General features: G+C 44.5%; 19 protein-coding genes and 1 pseudogene. 6 read left to right on the top strand and 14 right to left on the bottom strand.

Features of this window, described 5'->3' with window-relative positions; translation table 11 throughout:
• Positions 1-5: 5 nt before the first annotated feature.
• From C6P39_RS10120 to melA (C6P39_RS10110), 3 genes are all read right to left on the bottom strand, one after another.
• A complete protein-coding gene (locus C6P39_RS10120; RefSeq protein ID WP_104805898.1) occupies positions 6-263 on the bottom strand; it encodes a hypothetical protein in 258 nt (85 codons plus the stop codon).
• Positions 264-739: 476 nt separating this feature from the next.
• On the bottom strand, positions 740-2,683 hold the full coding sequence (locus C6P39_RS10115; protein WP_104803699.1) for a putative bifunctional diguanylate cyclase/phosphodiesterase: 1,944 nt from the start codon (positions 2,681-2,683) through the stop codon (positions 740-742).
• A 390-nt stretch (positions 2,684-3,073) separates the two neighbouring features.
• The gene (melA, locus tag C6P39_RS10110; protein ID WP_104803698.1) at positions 3,074-4,396 is read right to left on the bottom strand and encodes an alpha-glucosidase/alpha-galactosidase; all 1,323 of its coding nucleotides are present in this window, start codon (positions 4,394-4,396) and stop codon (positions 3,074-3,076) included.
• 141 nt (positions 4,397-4,537) lie between these two features.
• On the opposite strand from melA (C6P39_RS10110), the gene C6P39_RS10105 reads away from it, so the two are divergent.
• A complete protein-coding gene (locus tag C6P39_RS10105) occupies positions 4,538-5,380 on the top strand; it encodes an AraC family transcriptional regulator (protein WP_104803697.1) in 843 nt (280 codons plus the stop codon).
• Positions 5,381-5,420: 40 nt separating this feature from the next.
• Here the strand turns inward: C6P39_RS10105 and C6P39_RS10100 are convergent, their stop codons facing one another.
• From C6P39_RS10100 to C6P39_RS10075, 6 genes are all read right to left on the bottom strand, one after another.
• Positions 5,421-6,239, bottom strand: a complete 819-nt coding sequence (locus tag C6P39_RS10100) for an AraC family transcriptional regulator (RefSeq protein ID WP_104803696.1) — start codon at positions 6,237-6,239, stop codon at positions 5,421-5,423.
• A complete protein-coding gene (locus C6P39_RS10095) occupies positions 6,236-7,276 on the bottom strand; it encodes a zinc-dependent alcohol dehydrogenase (protein ID WP_104803695.1) in 1,041 nt (346 codons plus the stop codon). Before C6P39_RS10095 ends, C6P39_RS10100 begins: the two co-directional genes overlap by 4 nt.
• Before the next feature lie 45 nt (positions 7,277-7,321).
• Positions 7,322-8,320: a Gfo/Idh/MocA family protein gene (locus C6P39_RS10090; protein ID WP_104803694.1), complete on the bottom strand. Its 999-nt coding sequence runs from the start codon at positions 8,318-8,320 to the stop codon at positions 7,322-7,324.
• Between the two features lie 208 nt (positions 8,321-8,528).
• Positions 8,529-9,371, bottom strand: a complete 843-nt coding sequence (locus tag C6P39_RS10085) for a carbohydrate ABC transporter permease (RefSeq protein ID WP_104803693.1) — start codon at positions 9,369-9,371, stop codon at positions 8,529-8,531.
• Positions 9,372-9,384: 13 nt separating this feature from the next.
• Positions 9,385-10,275, bottom strand: coding sequence for a carbohydrate ABC transporter permease (locus C6P39_RS10080; RefSeq protein WP_104803692.1), 891 nt, complete (start codon positions 10,273-10,275; stop codon positions 9,385-9,387).
• A gap of 97 nt (positions 10,276-10,372) precedes the next feature.
• Positions 10,373-11,740 carry an ABC transporter substrate-binding protein gene (locus tag C6P39_RS10075; RefSeq protein WP_104803691.1) on the bottom strand — a complete coding sequence of 456 codons (1,368 nt, stop codon included), beginning with the start codon at positions 11,738-11,740 and terminating at the stop codon, positions 10,373-10,375.
• A gap of 514 nt (positions 11,741-12,254) precedes the next feature.
• On the opposite strand from C6P39_RS10075, the gene C6P39_RS10070 reads away from it, so the two are divergent.
• Positions 12,255-12,593 (top strand): nucleotidyltransferase domain-containing protein, encoded by a 339-nt coding sequence (locus C6P39_RS10070; RefSeq protein WP_104803690.1) that lies wholly within the window; start codon positions 12,255-12,257, stop codon positions 12,591-12,593.
• A gap of 194 nt (positions 12,594-12,787) precedes the next feature.
• Positions 12,788-12,994, top strand: a complete 207-nt coding sequence (locus C6P39_RS10065; RefSeq protein ID WP_158661523.1) for a HEPN domain-containing protein — start codon at positions 12,788-12,790, stop codon at positions 12,992-12,994.
• Positions 12,995-13,045: 51 nt separating this feature from the next.
• Here the strand turns inward: C6P39_RS10065 and C6P39_RS10060 are convergent, their stop codons facing one another.
• Positions 13,046-13,837: an HAD family hydrolase gene (locus tag C6P39_RS10060; RefSeq protein WP_104803688.1), complete on the bottom strand. Its 792-nt coding sequence runs from the start codon at positions 13,835-13,837 to the stop codon at positions 13,046-13,048.
• A 142-nt stretch (positions 13,838-13,979) separates the two neighbouring features.
• On the opposite strand from C6P39_RS10060, the gene pdaA reads away from it, so the two are divergent.
• Positions 13,980-14,828 (top strand): delta-lactam-biosynthetic de-N-acetylase, encoded by an 849-nt coding sequence (gene pdaA / locus C6P39_RS10055; RefSeq protein ID WP_104803687.1) that lies wholly within the window; start codon positions 13,980-13,982, stop codon positions 14,826-14,828.
• A 306-nt stretch (positions 14,829-15,134) separates the two neighbouring features.
• Here the strand turns inward: pdaA and melA (C6P39_RS10050) are convergent, their stop codons facing one another.
• Positions 15,135-16,601 carry an alpha-glucosidase/alpha-galactosidase gene (melA, locus tag C6P39_RS10050; RefSeq protein ID WP_104803686.1) on the bottom strand — a complete coding sequence of 489 codons (1,467 nt, stop codon included), beginning with the start codon at positions 16,599-16,601 and terminating at the stop codon, positions 15,135-15,137.
• A 215-nt stretch (positions 16,602-16,816) separates the two neighbouring features.
• Here melA (C6P39_RS10050) and C6P39_RS10045 point away from each other — a divergent pair, with 215 nt between their 5' ends.
• A complete protein-coding gene (locus C6P39_RS10045; protein ID WP_104803685.1) occupies positions 16,817-17,767 on the top strand; it encodes an AraC family transcriptional regulator in 951 nt (316 codons plus the stop codon).
• Between the two features lie 236 nt (positions 17,768-18,003).
• Here the strand turns inward: C6P39_RS10045 and C6P39_RS10040 are convergent, their stop codons facing one another.
• Positions 18,004-19,260, bottom strand: a complete 1,257-nt coding sequence (locus tag C6P39_RS10040; protein WP_104803684.1) for a galactokinase — start codon at positions 19,258-19,260, stop codon at positions 18,004-18,006.
• A gap of 136 nt (positions 19,261-19,396) precedes the next feature.
• Between C6P39_RS10040 and C6P39_RS10035 the strand changes: the two genes are divergently transcribed.
• Positions 19,397-20,311, top strand: a complete 915-nt coding sequence (locus tag C6P39_RS10035) for a helix-turn-helix transcriptional regulator (protein ID WP_104803683.1) — start codon at positions 19,397-19,399, stop codon at positions 20,309-20,311.
• A gap of 950 nt (positions 20,312-21,261) precedes the next feature.
• On the opposite strand, the pseudogene C6P39_RS10030 reads toward C6P39_RS10035, so the two are convergent.
• Positions 21,262-22,639: pseudogene (locus tag C6P39_RS10030) on the bottom strand (transposase).
• Positions 22,640-23,522: 883 nt separating this feature from the next.
• Positions 23,523-24,041, bottom strand: coding sequence for a hypothetical protein (locus C6P39_RS10025; RefSeq protein ID WP_104803681.1), 519 nt, complete (start codon positions 24,039-24,041; stop codon positions 23,523-23,525).
• Positions 24,042-24,055: the final 14 nt, after the last annotated feature.

Raw genomic sequence — 24,055 nt, 5'->3', positions numbered from 1 at the left:
CGGGATCAGATGTCTTTTTCCTGCTGCCGTCCCCGGCTTACCTGCCTGGCATTCTGAAACAGCTCTATATCTTCCTTGGTGACTTTGATATTCGTAATATAATTCCTTCCCTGAGGTGTGGTCACGCTGACTTCCACCACGGTGCCCTCCTGCAGGGCGTCCGCAGACACGGACTCCAGAAATCCTCTGACCTTCGGATGGCGTTTCTCGAACTGCGCCATGGCAGTTCTGGCCTGCATCATTTTTATCGGATTGAATCCCATACTGCTGTTCTCCTTTGTTTTTATACACATATCTTCGGGCTTGCTCGCAGCATCTGCTGCTCGATAAGGTATACCCAAGGGTATCCCGCATTTTACGCCCTTCGGGCCTGCTCGCAGCATTTGCTGCTCGATAAGGTATACCCAAGGGCATCCCATATTTTATGCCCTCCGGGCTGCTCGCAGATCTGCTGCTCGATAAGGTATACCCAAGGGCATTCCATATTTTATGCCCTCCGGGCTGCTCGCAGCATCTGCTGCTCGATAAGGTATACCCAAGGGCATTCCATATTTTATGCCCTCCGGGCTGCTCGCAGCATCTGCTGCTCGATAAGGTATAATTATATCACGGTTTTTCAATCCATAAAGGGGATTCTTCTATTTTTCTTCACTTCCGGCTTATTTTTGTACAATCTGCGGTCAGCTTGCGGATGCATATTAATTTGGGGCCAAAAAAGACATCCACCGCCGTTTCCGGCTTATTGTGGATGTCTCACAAATATACCGCCTCCATTTACAAGGGCAGGCATAATCAGGCCGCCCATGATATTCTGCATGGCAGGCACCTCATATGACCGGGCCTGCTCCGAGGCTTTTACATCTATTAATTTTTCAAATTCTTTTAGTGGCATTGGCTTAAAGTAAATGAAGCCCTGAATCAGATCACAGCTTGTTTCCCTCAAAAACTCTACCTGTTCCCGCAGTTCGATCCCCTCTGCCACGACTTTAATGTTCAGTTCCTTGGCCATGGTGATAACGCTTCTGACGATCAGCTTCTCTTTTTCAATATCAGCGCTGTTTCTGAAGAACATAGCATCCAACTTCAGCACATCTATCTGAATATCCTTCAGCAGTCCGAGGGAGGAGTACCCGGAACCGAAATCATCCAGGGAACAGCCGAATCCGTTCGCGTGCAGTTCCTCAATGATCTCCACCATATATTTCTGGTTTTCAAAGGCTACGGTCTCGGTGAACTCTATTTCCAGAATACCGTCCGGGACCTGATACTGTTCCTTGATCTCCTTGTATTCCTTTACAAAATCAGAATTATAGAACTGCAGCTTTGATACATTGACAGAGACAGGTACCGCAGGCAGCCCCGCTTTCAGCCTGGCATGTATCCAGATACATGTTTTTTCAAATACATATTTATCCAGCTTTCCGATCACATGGCTCTTCTCCATGATAGGTATGAACATACCCGGGGGCAGCATCCTGCCGTCCGGGAGCTGCCAGCGGACCAGGGCTTCAGCCCCGGCTATCTCCTCATTTGACAGCGCCACTTTGGGCTGCAGATATACCACAAATTCCCCTTTTTCCATGGCACTGTCTATCCTGTCCCGGATTCCGTTTTCTTCTATCATCTTTTTTCTGATGTTCTCATTATAAAAAGCGTAATGCTGATTGGGATCATTCTTAATGGTCTTCTGCGCAAAGTTGGCCCTGTCGATCAAACCGCCAATGTCAAGATGCTCGATCACATCCTCAATACAGCAGATACCGCAGGCAACCGTCACCAGATGTCTGCCTGACAGCCTCCCGCCTGCCCGGAAAAACTTCCTGTCCACTTCCTTCAGCCTTGCCAGCAGTTCCTCCTTTTCCTCATAACAGCGCATCGCTGTAAAACGGTCCGCCACACTCCTGCCGAACGCCTCGTTCTCCCTTGTATCCTTCAGCATAAAGGACGCATAGGTCTTAAGTACCTCATCACCATACGCGTATCCGAAAACATCGTTAATATATTTAAAATTCTCAATATCAATATAGAGGACAGCAAATTTCTTGTCCTGGTTATGGGCCACTATCCCTGCCGCTTCCTTTTTAAAGTCAGCTTCATTGTAAGCTCCTGTCAGCTTATCTCTGCTGACAATGTCCTTTAACTCTGTATTCTTTTTCTTTAAGTTAAAAAAGCTCTTGATATAGTAGATGAGCAGGATCAGGCATATGACCGACACCACGGAAATAAACATGCCCAGTTGGGATGAACGGTAAGAAGAATACCTTTCAAGTGAAAATACTGTGTCATTGGCAATTTTAAAAAGTGTCTCGCTCTCATTTAACAGACCTGTTTTATCTTTTCCTTCTCTTACTTCCTGTATCTTGTCAAGGACTATATTCCACTGTGCATCCAGCAGCTCCAGATTTTGGTTGTACTCCTTTGACTGCGTCAGTACAAGCCCGTATTCCCCCCGGCCTGTCCTTAATTCTTTCAGAATGGAGCCAACATAGTCGATCAGGTCATCCTTCTCTACCCCATTCATTTCCAGCTTGACAAGCCTCTGGGATGCCCCTCTGACAATTCCCACGTAGTTGATCAGTGTACCGTAATTACTGATATTATGGATCATTTTTACGGATATACCACTGATGATCAACAGGCACAGGAATAAAATCGGAAAAAATATCCTCATATATTTTTTCATCTGTATCCCCCAGACAATATTTATATATTTTTGTAACTGCTCAGTACCTCCACAGTTACAGGCAAAAATCCATGCAGAATCGCCTTTGGCGATGGGATTTTTGCTTGGCCGTGGTACACTTTCTTACGGTCAGCGCAGTGAATGCGCGGAACTACTGAATAATTACATATTTTTTGCTATCTGCTGAATTCAGTTCGGATAAACATCAGCATTTTCACCATAAGACTCCTTGTCTCTTGCAATACATTCTATCATTTTACACAAGGAAAAGCAAACTTTAGTTTCTCAGCAAAACAAAATCGGGTGCTGCAGATCTGCAGCACCCGGAATTTGTTTCCATATTCATATTGTGTGAATCTGGCGGCAGGCACATGTATGCCTATCCCATATTTATTTGTACATTTTCATGTAATCCCCGTGTGCGTCAATAAGCTCGTCACACATTTTCACAATGTCATCAATACTCAGCTCTGCACCTGTGTGGGGATCCATCATGGCAGCCTGATAGATGTACTCTTTCTTCCTGGTGGCCGCTGCCTCGATGGTCAGCAGCTGTACATTAATATTGCTCATATTCATAGCAGCAAGCTGTACCGGAAGTCTTCCCACTCTGCAGGGATTGACACCCGTTCCGTCAACCAGGCAGGGAACTTCCACACATGCATCTGCAGGAAGGTTCTCGATAGCGCCGTTGTTGATCACATTGCCGCCAATCTTGTATGGCTGGTTGGTGACAACTGCCTCCATGATATAAGAAGCGTACTCTTTGCTTCTGTCGTGAGTGATCTTTCCATCTTTGAGGATGCTGTTTCTCTCCTCTTCCCATCCTTTGATCTGCTCAATGCATCTTCTTGGATATTCATTCAGCGGAATGTTGAATTTTTCAATCAGTTCCGGATATCTGGATTTGATGAAGAACGGGTTGTACTCCGCATTGTGTTCACTGGATTCTGTACAATAGTATCCCAGATGTTTGATGTATTCAAAGCGGACCATATCGTCATGTTTCTGTGATGCATTCATTTCTGCAGCTCTTCTGCGGATCTCCGGATACAGGTCATTGCCTTCCTTATCCTTAATATCCAGCAGCCATGCCATATGGTTGATACCTGCAATGGTCTCCACACGGCCTTCCAGCTTGTCCTTCATATCCAGTTTCTCAAGCAGCTTCTCAGAGCAAACCTGCACGCTGTGACACAGGCCTACTGTCTTTACATTTGTGTAACGCTGCATATAACCGGACAGAATGCCCATGGGGTTTGTATAGTTTAAGAAAAGCGCATCCGGGCAGACCTCTTCCATATCTCTGGCGAAACCTTCCAGTACCGGAATGGTACGCAGGCCTCTCATGATGCCGCCAATCCCCAGTGTGTCCGCAATACTCTGACGAAGACCGAATTTTTTCGGAATCTCAAAGTCTGTGATGGTGCAGGGGTCATATCCGCCCACCTGGATAGCGTCTACAACAAATGTTGCATTTCTCAATGCTTCTTTTCTGTTTTCCACACCCAGATAAGTCTTGATCTGTGCGCGTCCCTCATTTACGTTTTTGTTGATTGCATTGAGGATGATCTCGGAATCCTCCAGGCGCTGCCTGTCAATGTCATATAACGCGATCTCGCTGTCACGCAGTGCGGGGCTGCACATACAGTCTCCCAGTACATTTCTTGCAAATACGGTGCTTCCTGCACCCATAAAAGTAATCTTAGCCATTTTATCATTTCCTCCCGTTCCTGTTGTTTTCTGATGGTTCTTATTATATAATCAGAACAGAAAAGATTCTATCTTATTTGTTTCTTAATATTGTAAAAATGTTGCATAACGGTAACCGTTACACACAAAGGAGTGAACACAATGAATGCAGATCCATCGGGCACCCTGTCCATCTATTTCTGCGGCACTGAGCCTTGTACCCCGGGGCACGCCTTCGGCCCTGCCGTCCGCCCCCACTATCTGATCCATGTGGTGCTGGATGGAAAAGGTGTCTATAAAAGAAACGGGGAGACGTACCATCTGAAGGCAGGGGATGCGTTCCTCATATCTCCCATGGAGTCCACCTACTACCAGGCAGATACGAAAGAGCCTTGGCGGTATGCCTGGGTGGGCTTTGATGGTATGAGTGTGGAGGACTTACTGAAGAGAACCTGTTTCGGGAGCTCCTGCGTATATTTTTGTCCCGAAGACGAGGAGAAAAGGGCGGCTGTCACTGCACGGATCCTGGAACTTTTAGATTCCTTTCTTTCTCCCGGACAGAACAGCCTGACACTCATGGGATACTTTTTCCAACTTCTGGGTTCCATGCAGGGGCAGGAACCCAGCAGCCGGCAAGATTATCCCCGCCAATACCTTGTAAAAGCTATGGAGTATATGAACAACAACTACAGCTATAATATCCGGATTTCAGATATTGCATCATACATCGGTGTTGACCGCTCCTATTTATACCGTATATTTATGGAGGAGGAGCATATTTCCCCAAAACAGTATCTCATGCGCCTCCGGCTGCGCACATCCGCAAGTATGCTGCGCACCTCACAATATACCATCACAGAGATCGCCTATTCCTGCGGGTTCCGGGATGCGGCTGCATTCTGCAGCCAGTTCCGAAAGGCTACCGGTTTTACCCCCAGCCAGTTCAGGGGATATTTGGAGAGTGAGACCAAATACGCGCAGCACTCCCTTGATGAACCGATCTGACGGGACAAGGCCAGCCGGCGCCGGCTTTCCGCCGCCCTGTTTAAAAACCTGTATTTCTGAACTCCTTGGGGGATATACCGGCTCTCTCCGTGAAAAACCGGGTAAATACCGCATGTTCCGAGAAGCCCAGCTCCTCAGAGATCTCATTTATGTTCATGGCTGAGGATACCAGATGATCCTTTGCCTTCTCAAACAGCATATTCCGCTGCAGGAAAATGGGGGAGATTCCGAAGTATTCCTTGAACTTATTGGAAATGTAGGTAGGGTTCATATGATATTTTTCCGCCAGTGTCTTCAGGTTCATACCTGCTCTGGGCATCTGGGATATATCATCGAAAATATCCATGAATACCTCCGGAATATCCGGGGCAAGCTGCGCTTTCTCTGATCTTAAAAAGCTGTCAAAGATACATGCCAGGACTTCCAGGGCCTTTGCATTTTTGTATATCATATCGGCGATGGTCTTTTCATTTTGTATGGCTTCCATATAGTCAAAAAATTTTTGTTCAAATTCACTGCTGTTTTCCATATGTACTTTGTATGGGAGTTTCAGAAAGCTCAGTACGTCTATGTTATACGCTGTCCTGAAATTAAAGTGCCACCACAGAAACTCTGTCTCCTCTTTTGATGTCTTAACATGATCATGCCTGACATTGGGCGGTACGAAGATAGCGTCCCCGCCTCTGCACTTGTACTCTTTTCCCTGAATGCGCAGAAGAGCCTCCCCTCTTTTCAGATAGGACATCACGCAGAAGGGCATCAATCTGTCCAGCTGCACCATCTCTGTTCTGGTCTGGTAATCGTACTCCACAATATCCAGGACCGCCCGCTGTATTAAAGGTCTTAAACGTTCACTCATACATTTTTAAACGCCACGCCCATCTTCACGCTCTCCTGTGGATTCTCCACAATATAGTGCAGATAGCTCTCATCGCAGGTATCAAACTCCACCACCGGAGCAACAATATTTTCACAGGAGAACATACCCTTGCACAGCATATTCCAGGCCTCTTTGCAGATCCGGTCAAAACTCCATCTGGGGTAATCATTGTTGGGTTCACTGCACGCCCGGGAAAAATAGAAGTGGCACTGATTAAAATGTCCCTCATATCCCAGATTGATGGGAATATGGCATTCTCCCAGCCAGCCCACCATGGCAAAGTTGCCGCCGTACGCCAGCGCCCGGATCCCCTGCTCCACCGCCTTATAGTTACCGCTTGTCTCGATCACAACATCCATGCCGATCCCATCTGTCTTGTCCCTGAGGATCAGTCCGAAATCCTCTTTTGTGGGGTCAAAAGCCATATCCGCCCCGTTCTCCAGTGCTGCCTGGCGTCTTCCCTCTATGGGATCAGATACCACTACAAGGGAGGCCCCCGCCGCCTTTGCAGCCTGGGCAGCCATAAGGCCAATGGCGCCAAGCCCTGAGATCAGCACCTTATCCCCCATACGCACATGCCCGTCCCGGATCCCTCCCAGGGCAAACTGCAGAGGATCATAGCAGACTGCCTCTTTCCAGGTCATAGTCTCAGGCATAACAAGCACGTCCTCCGCCTTTACCGTATGGGTATTTTTCAGGTTCCCGTACCCGGCAACTCTCTGCCCTGTTTCCAGTCCTTCTACCCCTTCACCTATTTCAGTGATCCTGCCCACCCACATATTTCCCAGGCCAGACCTTCCGTCATACACAAGCTCCTTCTCCCTGGGTCTGAAAATATGGGTATCCTCATCATAATAAACCTTTGCAAAGGGATCCTTCTCATACCCGTGCAGCTCCGTGCCGTGTTTTGGTGCACCGTAATCCGACACCACCCTCACATAACCTGCCTGTAAAGGCTGATCCTCATATTCTTCCAAAACAGGCTTTCCGTTCACGCCTAAAAGTAATTGTTTCATAATTTTGTCCTCCTATATTAGTGTTCATTTTCATTGATCACCAGATTATTTATGTAAACCTATCTTCACACCGTCCATGCCGGCGGACTCCACTACCGTTTCCACATAGCAGAGGCTCTTAAATCCTTCTCTGATGTCACATGTTGTCTGTCTTTTTTCCTTCACACATGCCAGGAATTCTTTCACTTCGTCCAGGTATGCGTCCTCCCGGGAATCAACGGTCTCTGTCCTGATCTCACTTTCCCCTGTGTAGGTAAAGACAGCGTGGTTAAAGTCGCGGAAGTCAGCGGTAACTTTCTCATATACAACCTTAAAACTTCCGATCCATTCTCCGGGAATCTCACAGTTATTGGCTGTGATGGCTGCCACCGCGCCGTTGGTAAATCCGGCAAAGGAGGCGCTCACGTCTTCCACGGTATAGTTGTGGATGTGGTTATGGCATACATTTCCCATAACACCCACAGCGTATTTTGGTTCCCCCATCAGATAACGGCACAGGTCATAGACATGAATGGCCTGCTCATAAATCTGTCCGCCGCACAGGTCAACATTGATCCACCAGGGTGTATGCAGGGAATTACAGGAATAATGTCCGTGAAACAACACGGGGCGTCCTGCTTTGCCGGATACGATCAGCTCTTTCATTTTCCGGACTGCTGCTCCCTGTCTCATGTGAAATCCCACTCTTGTGATAATGCCATTTTTCCCGGCACTCTCCACCATTCTGCGGCCGGTATCTGTGTCCAGGGCAATGGGCTTTTCTATAAAAATATGTTTGCCTCTCTCAGCCGCACGCTCAAACTGATGGTCCTGAGCAAAAGGCGGCAGGCAGATGAAAAGGACCTGGAAATCACCCTCGTCCAGCATTTTGTCAAAGTCTTCAAACTCCTGCAGGTTTTCCTGCTGTATCTCACTGCGAAAAGCCTCCCTGGCTGCCCTGCTCTTGTCACATACGCAGGATATCTGCGCGCCTGACTCCAGAAGTCTTTTCGCGTGGCCTTTTCCCATATTTCCGGCACCCAGTATTGCTGCTTTTATACTCATATGATTTTTCTCCTTATTTTTGTTCGTTCTGTTGTTGTCCGGCAGTATTGCCGTATCTTCTGCATGATGGCTGCTTTGCCGCTGCTGTCCCTGTTCTGTTCCGGCATTGATACCGTATCTTCGCGGGATGGCTCACTTTACCGCTGCTGTCCCCGTTCTGTTCCGGCGGTGATGCTGTATCTTCGCAGGATGGCTCTCTTTTCTGCTGCTAACCCTTCACTGCTCCGGCCGTGATGCCGTCAACAAAGCTTCTCTGAAAAATGGAATATACAATGATGATCGGCACAGTGCATATGGTTACCCCTGCTGCTATCAGTGACGTATTCATGGTATACTCACCCTGGAAATACATAAGCCCCAGAGGGAGTGTTCTGTATTTATCGTCATACACCATCAGCATAGGCAGAAGATAGTCATTCCAGGACCACATGAACTCAAATATGAGCAGAGATGTGAGGGCAGGTTTTGTCAGCGGCAGCATCACATACAGCCATGTCTTCCACTTCCCGGCCCCGTCTATGGTAGCTGACTCCACCAGCTCGTCCGGCAGTTCCCTGAAAAAGGACCGCATCATAAAACAGGCAAAGGGCATGGACAGTCCAAAATAGGGCAGGATCATAGCCTGCAGCGTATTGATCATGCCAAGCTGCTGTACGTTATAGTAAAGCGGTATGATCATGGCATTGATAGGTATCATCATTCCAACGAGAATGAAATAAAAAATCTGATTTCTCCCTTTCCACTTCAGCTTTCCAAAAGCATATCCCGCCATAGATGCAAACAACAGCACCACAAAGACCCTGGGTACAGCCACTAGGATGCTATTTTTCATATAGCCGCCCATACGCCCTGTTGTCCACGCTTCTTTAATGTATTCAAATGTAACTGAAGTTGGAAATGCAAACGGATTGTTCACCGACGGGTCAAATGGCTTTACTGCTGCCATCCACATCCAAAAGATAGGGAGAACGGAAACAAGCACAAACAAAATCAAAATGGCATGTGTCAGGATACTGATCAGGCGCCGCCTGACCACTGTATGTTCACTCATATATTCCCCTCCTCTACTCTTTATCTGTCAGCTTCATGAAAATACCGGAACAAACCGCAATGATCACTGCCAGGACTACCGCAAGTGCCGAACCGTATCCGTAATCATTCATATTAAACGCTGAGTTATACATATATGTGGAGATAACCTCTGACGAGTGGTATGGCCCGCCTTTTGTCATTATGTATATCAAGTCAAAAACCTTAAAGGAACCGATCAGGGAATTGGATACCAGGAGAACGATAGTCCCCTTGATCAGCGGCACAATGACATAGATAAACTTCTGGAAAGCATTGGCTCCCTCCAGTTTTGCCACCTCCAGATAAGTCGTATCAATCCCCTGCAGGGCGGCCAGGAACACCACCATATTAAAGCCATAGCAGGTCCAGCTTCCGGCTATTACCAGGAACCAAATGACAAGCCTCTCATCTCCCAGAAAATCAATCCCGGCTGCCCCGTGCATTCCCAGCGCATTCAGCATTTTGCCCAGGATCCCAAACTCAGGATTGTAGATCCATCCCCACACGATCCCCACTGCAACAAGGGAAACCACATTAGGCATGAAATAGGTAAGCCGATATAAAAATTTTCCTCTAACGTACTTCTGGGTCATCATGACCGCAAATATAAGCCCAAGAAGTACCGGGACAAATATAGTGAACAGTATCCAGATAACATTGTTCCCCAGCGCCTTATAAAAAATGGGGTCTTTCAACACTCTGGCATAATTGTCCAGCCCCACGAATTTCATGAAGGGCGCCGCGCCGTTCCATTCATGAAAACTGATCCTCACAGTTGAAAAAATAGGTATCACCAGAAACAGACAGTAGAACAGCAGTGCCGGAAGTGCAAAAGCAAAGCATCCCATCCAGTTTTTCAGCAACATCCTCTTTCTTTTATCCATAAAAACACCCTTCCCGCTGTACGTGACAGGGCTGCAGCAGAAACCTGCAGCCCCTCACTGATTCATGACAATAGAATGTTCACAACGTATGCTTCTGCTATTCTACTGAATAATTACCTGCTTCTATTTCCTCCTCAAATGCCTGCTGTTTCTGTTCCATGCAGGCAGCGCCGTCTATCTTGCCTGCGATCAACTGCTGGACATAGTTCTGAGTCACATCATTTACCTTAGGCGGCATCAGCACGTCTATGTTTTCACCAAGGTTTTCAGACGCGTTGATCTCATCCACAACATCCTTGAACAGCTCGCTGACTTCATAAGAACTGTAATCCACATCTTTTACAGAAGGGATCAGGCCAGCTTCGTACCAGAGTTCCATATTGTCAGGCTGGAACATGTAATCCAGGAATTTTACGGTCTCATCAGGATATTTTGTCTTGGAATTCACTACCACAGCTTCTCCCAGTCCACCCGGAGGGCAGTTGTCCAACTCATCGGAAGCTACCGGAACAAAGAAGAATCCCACATTGTCCTTCATATTCTCCACACAGGCAGACACCAGCCAGGTTCCCGTCACACGCATAGCGCCCTGACCTGCGTAAAAGGCTTTATTTGCATCCTCAGATGCCAGGCTGAGAGGCTTCTCCGTTGCATACCCGTTCTCAAAGACAGCATAAAGTTCGTCCAAAGCTGCGCCGAATCCATCGCTTGTCCAGGGAATCTTTCCGGCTACCGCTTCTTTTACTCTGTCCGCACCCACAAAGCTGTTCAGCCAAATGGACTCATAGTGGAATCCGGGCCACTGCTCCTTGTCATCCATGATCAGCGGTGTGACACCTTTATCTTTAAATTTCTGGCATATCTGCATGAACTCATCATAAGTCTCAGGTACTTCTATGCCTTCCTCCTCGAACATTTTCTTATTATAATAAACACCCAACATTTCCAGCTCATTGGCTACCCCGTACAGTTTGCCGTCATACACGGTCTTCTCCAGCGCCCAGTCATGGAATCTGTCGTCCCACTTATACTGTTCCCTGTAATCGCTCAGATCCATTGCCAGTCCGGCATTAGCCAACACGCCCAGATAACCTGCACCGGCGTCGTAGCTGAAGATATCCGGCCCTTCTCCGCTGTTGATGGCGGGTTTGATCGTGTTCCTCAGGTCTGCCACCTTGAACGCGGTCCGTTTGATGGATATATTGGGATTTTCTTTTTCAAAGTTTTCAATGATGGTGTCTATCATTTTCGCACCGGCACCCTCTGTTCTCAGATCCCACATATTCAGTTCAATCTTTTCCCCGGAAGCAGCCGCATCCCCCGCGTCACCTGCCTCCTTTTTTGTCTCGGTTGTTTCCGTTTTACTCTCGGCAGCATCACCCTCCTTTGCCGTTCCCGGCGTACAGCCTGCCAGCATTGTCCCCACAAGTACCAAACCGGTGAATACCTTCCATTTTCTTCCCATAAATACATCTCCTTTGCATAAAATTTAATATTTTTGGTATGTTTAATATAGCATTTCTTGTAGAAAATGTACTTACCACTCCTTTTCCTGTTCTTTGCAGTTTTACATATTTTGGAAGTCTCTTTGCATATTTACATGTTTTTTAACTGTTTTTTTGCTTTTGGAAGGATTTAGAAATCGAAAAACCTGTAGAACTGCAAATAAATTTGTTATTGATTGAGTTTTCTGATAAATAAGATTATTTAATTATCAGATACTTTTCCTGTATTTAAGACTTTTTAGGCTTGGAAGCTAAATAATCATCAAGCTATTTTCCTTTTTGGAAAAGAAGTGCAAAATTAATTTTCTGTCAATATGTTTAGGGGGCGCTCAAAGCCGTACTCCCGATTCACGTAAAACGTTTTAAGATATTATGGATAACCTATGACATAGTTGTTTTAATTTTGATAGTTGATTTGGGGTTAAAAAATGGATATACTATAAGTAAGAAAAAACATTGGAAAGGAGGCGCCATATGCCAACAATTTTAAATGCGTTATTGAAGCAGTATGTCGATGATATTTGTAAGATTTATGGTAAAAAGCTCAAAGCTGTGATTTTATACGGCTCATATGCCAGAGGCGATTTTAAACCGGATTCTGATATTGACATTATGATACTGGTAGATATGACTGATGAAGAGATAAAAATGAAAGGGCGCGCTCTTTCTGACCTTACTTTTGATTACAATTTTGACAACGAGTTGAAGATTATGCCTATTGTAAAAAACCAAGGGCATTTTAATAAATGGCTTAGAGCGTATCCATTCTACAATAATATCAAAAAAGAAGGGGTGGAGTTGTATGCAGCCTGATTTGGACGATCTGGGTGGAGCAAAACAGTTAGCTTTGCATAGGATCCGTGTCGCAAAGGACAATTGGAAGCTGCTCAAATGAACTTTAAAGGCGGACATTACAGATCATCTAACAATAGGGCTTATTACGCAATATTCAGGGCTATATCAGATGTCTGGCCTTAGAGTTCAAAGCGTATAAGCAGCACGCACAGGTGATTGGTAATTTCAATAAAGATTTTGTACATGCAGGTATATTTCCGAAAGAAATCAGTAGAAAGATTAGCAGAGCACAGGAAGTACGTCATGCCAGTGACTATGATGACTTCTACATAGTATCTATTGAAGAAGCCAGGGAACAGTTAGAAACAGCGAGAGAAGTTGTGGATATGGTGGAGAAATATTTGAGATCAGCTGAATGATAGCGCAAAATAGCTGCCCGGTATGTTTAAATCTGGCAGCTATTTTATCATCTATTTAATTATCCCAAAATGTTTTAATGCATGGTAAATCCCATCTTCTTCAATCCCTTTTGTCACATAGCTGCAGTATGTCAAAATCTCTTCTTTTGCATTCCCCATGGCAATACTGTTCTTCACTGCCTTCAGCATATCCAGATCATTTTCACTGTCACCGACAGCAAAACAATCCTCCATATCCGCATGCAGATGGCTGCACATAAATTGGATCCCGGTAGCTTTTGTATAGTTTTTCTGAGTCACCTCCCAGACATTGCCGCCCCGTGGAATACAGTAAAAGTGTTTATCCAAAAACATTTTTATCTCTCTGCCTACCTCTGTATCAGGCAGGAATATGAGGCACTTGTCATAAGTCTCACTTTTATCACAAAACAGCTCCTCGATATTCCTGCCCTTTGTGGCAAATATCTCCATTGCCTCCTGAAGCCATGGATTGGGATAGCTGAAATCAAAATATATAGCCTTGTCAGCCTCATAAAACACAGGAACTCTGGCCTCTCTCAGCGTTTTGGCCACTTTTACGCACATTTCATGGGGAATTGCCGACTCCAGCAGCTTTTCTCCCCTGTAATAAATATGAGTGCCGCAGCCGCATACATACCCGTCAAACTCCATGGACCGGATGTCCTCACTTATACTGTAAAACGTCCTTCCCGTATTGACAAATACCCGGTGTCCGTTTTTCTTCGCCCCGGCTATTGCTATCCTGGTACTGTCCGGTATGATCCCGGACGGCTCCAGCGCCAGGGTTCCGTCTATATCAAAAAATATTAATTTACTGTCCATTTTTTCTCCTTATATCATGTTGTTCACGCCAACCTATCTGACACTCTATTTTATCACGGCTGTACACAGCCTTCAATAATAGAAAGCATAAATCCGCTGCCAGTCAAATATGATAGAATAAACAACCCTTCCAGGACTTATTATGATACATAACATTCCTATCAAGAAATTTCTTGCGATTGCCCTTCTCTTTGCCGCAGCCTACTTTTCCGGCTGTTTTATCGCCGAGGCAGTAAACGGCAGGCAGGCAGAATCCGTCTCCACCTCCGCTGACGGCAACTGGGGTCTCAGTTTCCAGGAGGAAGGCAAACCACCTGTGGCAAATGCCACCTTTGATGAGCTGAAGCAGTACGATGCTTATTATGCGGAAAACACAGAGGAGAAGGTCATCTATCTCACCTTTGACTGCGGCTATGAAAACGGAAACACAGCCACTATCCTGGACGCCCTGAAAAAACACAATGCCCCGGCCACCTTCTTTGTAGTGGGAAACTTTATCTCCACCAGCCCTGATCTGGTAAAACGGATGGTGAAAGAGGGCCACACGGTAGGCAACCATTCCTACCACCACCCGGATATGTCCAAGATATCCACCATGGAATCCTTTTCCAAAGAACTTCAGGAACTGGAAGACCTCTACACGGAGACAACCGGCAAACCTATGACCAAATTTTACCGCCCGCCTCAGGGTAAATACAGCGAAAACAATCTGAAAATGGCACAGGAGCTGGGGTATAAAACTTTCTTCTGGAGCCTGGCCTATGTGGACTGGTATCAGGATAAGCAGCCAACCAAGGAGGAGGCATTCAGCAAACTCATCGGACGCATCCATCCCGGAGCTGTGGTGCTCTTACACAGTACATCCAGTACCAACGCACAAATTTTGGATGAACTGCTGACAAAATGGGAAGAGATGGGGTATACTTTCCAGTCATTGGAGCAGTTAGTGGAAAAGAGCGGGGCGGCTAAGAAGACTTCTAATATTGTATAATGGTAACTATTCAGTAGGTCTGCGCATTCACTGCGCAGACCGCAAGAAAGTGTACCACGGCCAAGCAAAAATCCCATCACCAAAGGCGATTCTGCATGGATTTTTGCCTGTAACTGTGAGGGCACTGAACAGTTACGTATAATGTTATGACCCCCTCGTAAATCTGCCTGCTTACTAAGATGACCGCAAATATATACAGACGGCAAAAGAAAAGGCATTGAACATGCTGTAGTTTAGCGAGTTCAATGCCTTTGCAGATGGTATTTATTTTGTTACAGACAGCATATCCGGCAACCCAATAGCCATTTATACTGTAATCTTTCTCTTCTCATGTTCAGCCGCAACTTCCTCAACGGATTTCTCCTGTAGTCTGACTGCACCTTTGTACCCCTCTTTTGTAGGGATCAGATTGCCCTTTGCCAGGTTTTCTTTGGCCTGGGCAATGGCTTCCTTGTACTGGGGCAGCCATTGTTCCTGCGCAACCAGCATTTCGTCGATCATCTGCCATACTTCCGGAGGATTGCAGACAGCCCCTGTGAGCGGATCCATCAATGCAGCCTGTTTCAGCAGTTTCGCATCACCGTGCACGGCTGCCTCCACTGCCAGCTTCTGTACCCAGATGGACTGTGAGCAGACAGCGGCACATCCCAGAGGAAGATCACCCACCTTCGGAACGCTGATGCCGTTTCCGTCTACATAGCAGGGAACCTCAACAACACTTTCATAAGGAAGGTTTGTGATACAGCCCTCATTCATCATATTGAAATGGCCTCTGTATTTCTTGCCTGTTTCAAGAGATTCAATAATATAGGAGCAGTGCTCTTTTCCTCTCTCAGAGCCGTCCAGCTTCTTCGGTTCCTCAGCCAGGATTTTTGGATAATCCGTATCAAACCAGTTTCTTTCCTCTCTGGTCACACGCAGATATCCGCCTGTCTCTCCGTTGATCCAGTTGTCCAGGTTGATCCAGTCTTTGATTTCATCCGGACGCTTACGGTACCAGGAAACATACTCGGAAAGATGTCCGTTTGACTCTGTGGAATAGTAGCCGAAACGTTTCAGCATATCAATACGCACTTTTTCTTCTTCGCTGAACTTCTTATGGGCTTCAAATCCCGGCAGGATTTTTGACAGCATATCCTCTCCGTGGTGTTTTACGGAAATGTACCATGTCTGGTGGTTAATACCCGCGCAGATGATATCCAACTCTTCTCTCGGAATGCCCAGAACCTCCGCAATCTGCAGTTCTCCGTGGATTTCTCCGTGGCAGAGGCCGATGGTCTTCACACCGCCGTATTTATTGCAGGCCCAGGTGGCCATTGCGTTGGGGTTGGAGTAATTGAGCATAATCGCTCCCTCCTCAGCCACCTCACGGATATCTTTGCAGAAATCCAGCATGGCAGCGATCACCCGCTGTCCATACATGATCCCACCTGTACAGAGTGTATCACCTACGCACTGGTCTACACCATATTTCAGCGGAATTTCAATATCTGTCTCAAAGCCCTCAAGTCCGCCAACACGCACACAGTTAATGATATAACGGGCATTTCTGAACGCTTCTCTTCTGTCTGTGGTTGCCTCAATTTTCACCGGAATCCCGCTGGCGTCCAGGTCTCTCTGGCATAAGGCTCTTGTTCTCTCCAGGTTCTCCCCATTAATATCTGTAAATGCGATCTCCACATTGCGAAGCTCGGGCACTGACATGATATCTGTGAATAATGTCCTTGCAAATACAAGACTTCCTGCTCCGATAAATGCTATTTTAAAACTCATACTATAACCTCCCGTATTTATGGCAATAGGACGTCTGCAAACGTACTTTCTATTGCATCTCTTGGTTTTTATGATGTTTATTATAAACGGTAGATTTATGGGATGTGGAAAGTATTGTTGCGCAAAATTGGAAATGCAAGATATTGCCGCATATATTTTTCTTGACATTTAAGAATGTACCTTTCAAAATAAAGGTATCAGAAAGGAGTGTTCCCATGAGCATCTTTAATCCTACTCATCATTACATCTCCATAACGGCTTTTTATGCCCTTTCCCTGACAGAGTATGATATGCACGCTCATGCCCACGCCAGTTGTGAGATTATGTATGTCACGAAAGGAAGTTGTCATATTTATGTAAACCACGAGGAGCATTGTCTGGGAGAACGGCAGTTTATATTTCTGGACGGTGAGGTTCCGCATCGGTTATGGGTTCCAAAGGGTTCCCCCTGTTCCCTGCTGAATCTGGAATTCTGCTGCCAGAAGGAAAAGACCACTCTGGACCTTTTGGAACCAAGACGGGAAAGCGCATCCTTTGACCGTTTCTGCCGTTCCAAAAAGGCAATCTGGGTTTCCCATGATACCGGAAATCTGGGATATTCCCTGAAGGATCTTATCTCTCAGCTGGAGCAAAAGATTCCTTATTCCAAAGACGTGCATATGTCACGAAAATACACTGCGCCTGATGCTGATTATCTGATCCGCCTGCTGTTTTTCCGCACAATGCTGGAGCTCTCCCATTGTCTACTGGAAAATACCGGGGCTACAGGGGCCGTGTATTTGAAAAAAGCCACGTCGTATATTTCTGCGCATCTGACCGAAGACATACGGGTTCCGAAGCTGGCCGCTTATGCCGGAATCAATAAATCCTACCTGCAGTCACTCTTTAACAGACATATGCACTGTACGATTACAGATTATGTAAACCGAAAACGATTGGAACAGGCGGCCTTTTTATTGACAAACAGCTCCTTATCTGTGACAGATATTGCATTTCACGCGGGGTATAACAGCCGTCAGCATTTTGGCAGCACTTTTGAAAAATACTATGGGGCAAGCCCCAGAGCATATCGGCAGCTTCATGAAAAGAAAATGGAAACTTCAACAGGGCATGGGCAGTATACCATACGGGAAGATGGGACCTGGGATACAGAACCCCTGGAATAAAGCAGGAGAGTGCCATTTTGTCCGCACTCTCCTGCTTTATATATTCGTATTTCTTTCAATGCACAGATCCTATGCCCATATATTTTGCTTGCGTATATTTGGACACATGGGGGCTGGCATATCACATACTTAGAAATGTTACTGATTCTATTTTGGGTTTCTTTTGGGTAAAATCGCTGATCAAATATTGTTTACGTTTCTCATTTGCGCCAGTACATTATTACAACTGCAAATTATTAGAAATCCATATGTACAGCACCTGTCTGGCGAATCTGCATTACATAAATATTCTCTTCACCCATGTATGGTGTCATATATTTTACATAGTCCGCTGTCATATCTTTCGGAAGTACAGCTGCAATCACTCCTGCAAATCCGCCGCCGTGTACTCTGCAGTATCCTCTTCCTGCCTCTTCGATGAACATTTCTGTCAGAGCCAGCGCAACCGGAACGGCCTGTTCTGTCTCGTCTTTTGTTGCAAAACAGTTCTGCAGCCATTTCCAGGAAGAATTTCCCGATTTAGTGATACACTGTAAAAAGGTATCATAGTCTTTTTCTTTAATTGCCTTCACTGCTGCGTCCACACGGTTCTGCTCCGCAAAGAAATGAAGGGCACGCATAACCGCTCTGTCACCTGCTTCTTTTCTCACTTTGTTCAGGTTCTCCATGAATTCCTTTTCATCTACATCAGCCAGCACTTCTTTTCCCATAACCTGTGCTGCTTTTTTCATTTCAATGGGAACGGAGGAGTATTCTGCGCTTAAATCCGCATGGCCTTTTCCTGTATTTACAATGATCAGGTCATATCCCAGCTGGTCATATCCGAAGTCCAGCTTCTCTACTTTCGGCATATCCTCTTTGAAATCAATGGTGATCACGCCGCCCACTGCACAGGCCATCTGATCCAGCAGACCGGACTGTTTTTCCCAGTATTCGTGTTCTGCGTACTGGCCAATCTTAGCATACTCAACATAATCTATTTTTCCGTCATTGCTGAAATAGTCTACAATGGCACAGATCAGCATTTCAAAAGATGCAGAGGAGCTTACCCCTGCTGCGCCGATCACATCTGTGGATACATAAGCGTCAAAGCCTTCCACTTTATACCCTTTTTTCACAAATCCTTCAAACATACCAATCAGGAGGGAAAGGGTTCCCTGGCATTTGCAGGATGTGTCCATATTGTCTAAATCAACCGTAATGCTCTGATTGTAATTCTCGCTGATCACGTGAACAAGTGAAGTGCCGTTCTTTCTAGCCGCTGCGATGGTATCCATAGCGATACTTCCGGTCAGCACTTTACCATGGTTGTGATCTGTATGGTTGCCCAGGATCTCTGTTCTTCCCGGTGATGTGAAGAAATCAGCTTCACCTTCGCCGAATGCTTTCACAAATTCCCGGTACAGATGATCGTAACGCTCCTGCTCCACCTGCAATTTCTCTTCACCATAAACTGTTTTCAGAGTTGCAACTGCTTTTTCATTTTCAAACATTGTAAAATACCTCCCGTTTTTCTTGACTCAAACTTTACTTGTATTATAATGTAGATATCAGGTGAATTTCTAGGAATATCTTGAAGTATATATGGACGATATTGAGATTTTGGCATTTTACCATGGAGGAATAACAATGCAGATACAGACAAACAGGAATCAGCGGGAAATTAAGGCACACGGGGATTTTACATTTCCTGTATTGGTGAGTAAAGAATGTATTACGGACTATGAATTCGGAACCTTCTCGTGGCATTGGCATTCGGAAATCGAGATGACGCTGGTGGAGGATGGGGAGATGATCTATCAGGTAAATGGAGCGGATTTTCTTCTGAAGGAAGGGCATGTGATGTTCGGCAATGCCAATACACTGCACAGCGGACATATGGTCGAGGGGAAGGACTGCCATTACTGGAGTATTACTTTTGATCCTAAGATTGTATACGGGTTTGAAAAAAGTCTGATACAGACAAAGTATGTGGATCTGGTGGTGAATGGGCATGAGTTTTCAGCCCTTTGGTTTGATGGGAGTGAGGAGTGGCATGGGGATATCCGGAAGAAGATGAAAAAAGTTATAGAACTGGATTTGGAGAGGCCGGATTTTTATGAGATGGAGGTACAAATGCTGTTGTCGGAGATTTGGCTCGTTTTACTGCGGCATCAGGGGGCTTTTCATCAGGAAACGGAGTCGCTGAATCCTAAGGAATTGGCCCGGTTGAAAACTATTTTGGGATTTATTCATGAGAATTATGATAAGAAGATCACTCTTACAGATATTGCGGATTCTGTGCATATCTGTAAGAGTGAGTGCTGCCGTTTTTTTAAGAAGCATATGAATGAGTCTTTGTTTGATTATTTGCTGCGATACCGGGTGGAACAGAGTATTCCTTATTTGCGGGATGAGGAATATAGTATCACGGATGCAGCGTTTAACTCCGGTTTTACGGATGCAGGGTATTATTCACGGGTTTTTCGGAAATGTACAGGGGTTGCTCCACGGAAATTCCGGAAAGACAACGATCCCATACCAAACACTCTGAGTTCCCTGTAAAATGCCGGATAGCGGATGTATTCATTTTAGAATTTTTCTAAAGAATAAAATTTCCACCTTGGCTCTGGAAGAAGATATAGTATTTCTGGATTTACTACTAATGCCGAAGGAATAATGTCGAAACAGTCTTATTAGTAGCTGATGCCATTCGGCTCCTTATCTTTTAAAAAACTGGGTAAGTTTACCCCGTAACGGACAATTAGTTGGATTATCACCTAATTCCAGCCCCTATATCTTTTGTTCCATTTCTTTCTGACATTTATACTTGCAAGATACAGCATTTTCCAGAAAACTATCACTCGATAATAAGCTTTCTATTTTGATGACTTTACGTTATTGACGGTTCAGCCATTCTATAATATTTAAAGTATCACAAATTGAAAAAAGTGCTATAAATGCACTTGGCCACGTCTGGGTACTTAAAATGTCTAAACAGGATTTTTTTACACCATATTCTGTGTCACGATATTCTGATATTCCTTAGTGAAGCTGATTTTTATACTTGCAATCACGGTACCTGTAATAACCACCTTCATAACTGGTGAGTATAGTTTCACTGGAGTATTCGTTTCTGATTTTTCTAACTACAGTTTTCCGTGTACTGTTACCTTTTCCCATAAGCCAACTTGAAAACTGAATGATTTTATCTTACATCAGTTTGAAAGTTTACACAATCTTTCGGATAGTTTATACTATTATGTTTAGGTGATTGCGAAACGAGTTCGCAATTCTGATTCCAAAGAGAAAGAAACCCTGCAAAGTAGTATTGGGGGGATAACAGTCAGTTCCGTGAAAATTGGCGTACTTTAATAAGCCTTACCGTTTATAAAGTTGCAAGTCCGATATCATGCAGAATCAGGCTATAAGCGGTTTCAGACTTCGAAGATATTCATGTTTATGGATGTTGTCTGCTAACAGAACTGTGATCAATTGGGTAATTCCTGCAAGGATTAAATCAGCATGAAGTGTTTTTTCGTTTTGTGTATGCCTTCCTGCTAAGCAAAGATTCATTTTGGTGTGTTGAATATTTCGCTCTACAATCGTTCTGATTTTGTAGGTTTCGTTCCACTCATCCGTACCACGGAGTACACCGGGATAGGCACGAAGATTCTTTTCGGGATAGATGTAAACCATTCGCCCACATTTGGAAGTAGTACAGGGATTTTCACATTGACATTCACGATGTTGTTTTTGAGTGGACCTGTCATAGATCCATTTGACCTTTGGACAGACGAATTTAAAAGCTTTGATATCCGTTCCTCTTCTTTTTGTTCCTTCCGGTTTCATGGCAAGGTTCACATCATGAGGACAACAGGGTATTCCATCTTCATTGATGGTATAGTCCATATTTTCCAGATGTGAGCGTATATTTAAAGGAATATATGCTTTGGAGAAATGCTTATCTTTTCCAAAGGTATCACTGCTAAAAAGATCTTTGTATAACTGAGCTGTATCAAAGGCAGAATCACCAAGAAACGTTTGGGGATTGATGAGCGGGTGTTTCAGAAAGAAATCTCTCAATGTAGGAATCAGAAGTTTGGAATCATGGACTGATTTATCTTCATCAGGAGAATCTGATTTCTTTTCTACGACAATGTCAGGATGATTATTCAAAAAATCCTTGTTGTAAAAGGAAATATGGCGAATGATTCCAAGCCCGTTAGTTACAATGCCAAATTTAAAGACATAACAAAAGTGCCCATTTATGTATAACTGTTTGATTTCAGGGTTTGCAGCTGCGTGGGGGGGCATTTTACCGTAAGCTGCTTTATAAGGGTCATAGTTATCGTCAAATCCCTGGGCTTTTGCATATGCTTTTAACTGCTTGATAATTCTGTTTGCATACTTAGGGTTGTTTTCTGTAACGAATGCTTCAATGCCGGAGGAATCAAAGATAGTCATATCTGCTTTGGCAGAATCAATAGCCTGGCAGATGGGTTCTGTAAGATCAACAAGGTTGTCAAAAACGAGTTGCAGATCATCAATAAAATTCTGTTTAAAGCGAGTGATTTTTGAAGCATCAGGTACTTTGGAGAAACCACAAAAATCCCTGAGAGGTTTTGAGTAAGCGAGGATAATCAGAAGAAGCTGGTCAGTAGGGATGGAGAAGATCCGCTGAATAATGAGTGCCCAAAGCAAGGCACGCAAAGGGTATTTGCGGGTTCGTCCCGTTGATGCATAAAAGTGATTACGAAAAGTAATCGGAATAATTTCATCAATGTCGATATGTTGTTCTAATAGAGTTAGAAATGCAGGTTTGTCATTTTCAAATTTGTCCTGACAATCTTGAAAAACATCATTTAAAGAAAGCTGTTTATATGGTATCATAAGTATCAGAATAACTCCTTTCTTAGGTGTGGTTAATGGTTTCTCGACAACTCTATTATACCATATCCAGTGAGGAGTTATTTGATTTTAATAACAAAAAAATGCCGTATTTATGCGGCTTTAGGCGTTTCGCAAACGCCTAACTATTATGTTTAATAGGAGGTGAATAAATTTCTCGCCTCGTACGCACGGGTCTACAACTTATATTCCAACTTTAACCGAGTGATAGGGTAAGGGAATGAGCAGACCAGCTCCATCTCTTATCCTATTTTCAAGTAAATCTTTACCAATTATGAAATTCACTACGTTCATTCCACTTCTTCTATATCAACCAAGTCTCAAGTTCGCAACCTTAAATATTTCTTCGTGATTAAATCCATTTCTGTACTTCCCGTTTAGATAACAACTCCAAAACTTTTTTGACCATACCTTTTGGTATGTGAGTAGTGTCTCCCGAGGTAAGACACTAATCTTTTGTTCCACAACCTCTTGGTTTACATTTACCCTTCGGGCTTTGGTTTGATGTACAGCCTTACCCACCTAGTCACCTTATCAAGTTTCTGTACGTAGGCTCAAGAACTTTGCTACACCACTTCCTCCATCCACACCATTACTAATACCGACTTGTGGTTAACTACACTTGGCAGTAAATACCCGCGAATGGACTTTCACCAGTATGGCCAGTATCATGTTCGGCACACACAATAAAGGCTGAAGGCTTATATAAAAGCCCCCAGCCCACATATATTCACAAATAATCATTTTGATATTTTTATAAAGCCCAATTAATCAATAGCCATCACATATTTAAAAATAAAACCAAGGCTATAATAATTTACTAGAGAAGTTTTTGTATCGCCATAAGGTTTACGATTATTTATTATCAAGCTGTTGGTGCCGCTGTATTAGTAACATCAAACGTAACAGTTGTAGAATATTCTCCAGCAACTGTAGCCTGTGCTGTCCTAGTTAATGTAGCTGGCACTGAAAATGCTTCACCTTGCTCATTAACTATACTGTTTGCAAAAACTCCTAAAATAACTTTTCCACCTTCGGCAGTTCCACTAAAATTCATTTTATAGCTAACTGAACTATCATCGTTTAATATTAAACCTATCTCCTTTTCTTGTACTGATATCTCTAATTGATGATTGTTTTCTAATATTGTTTTTTTTGCCTTAATATCCAAAGTAACCTCTTCATCAGTTGAGTTTACAACGATAGTTTTAGGTATGCTTATGGTATATGACGGGGCAACCGTCATTTTCACAGTTGCTGCCTGTTGCGTATTTGCTTCTGTTGCATCTTGGCTCTCATTTACACTTGCTGCCAACACCGGCACACACATCCCAATTGTCATAACTCCAGCCAACCCCATAGCAACTAAACTTTTTTTCTTCATAATAAAATCCTCCT

It is taken from the genome of Blautia marasmi (assembly GCF_900258535.1).
In the GTDB taxonomy this organism is placed as follows: domain Bacteria; phylum Bacillota; class Clostridia; order Lachnospirales; family Lachnospiraceae; genus Blautia; species Blautia hominis.
The sequence above is the reverse complement of the archived record's forward strand: the minus strand, read 5'-3'. Positions and strand labels throughout refer to the sequence as shown.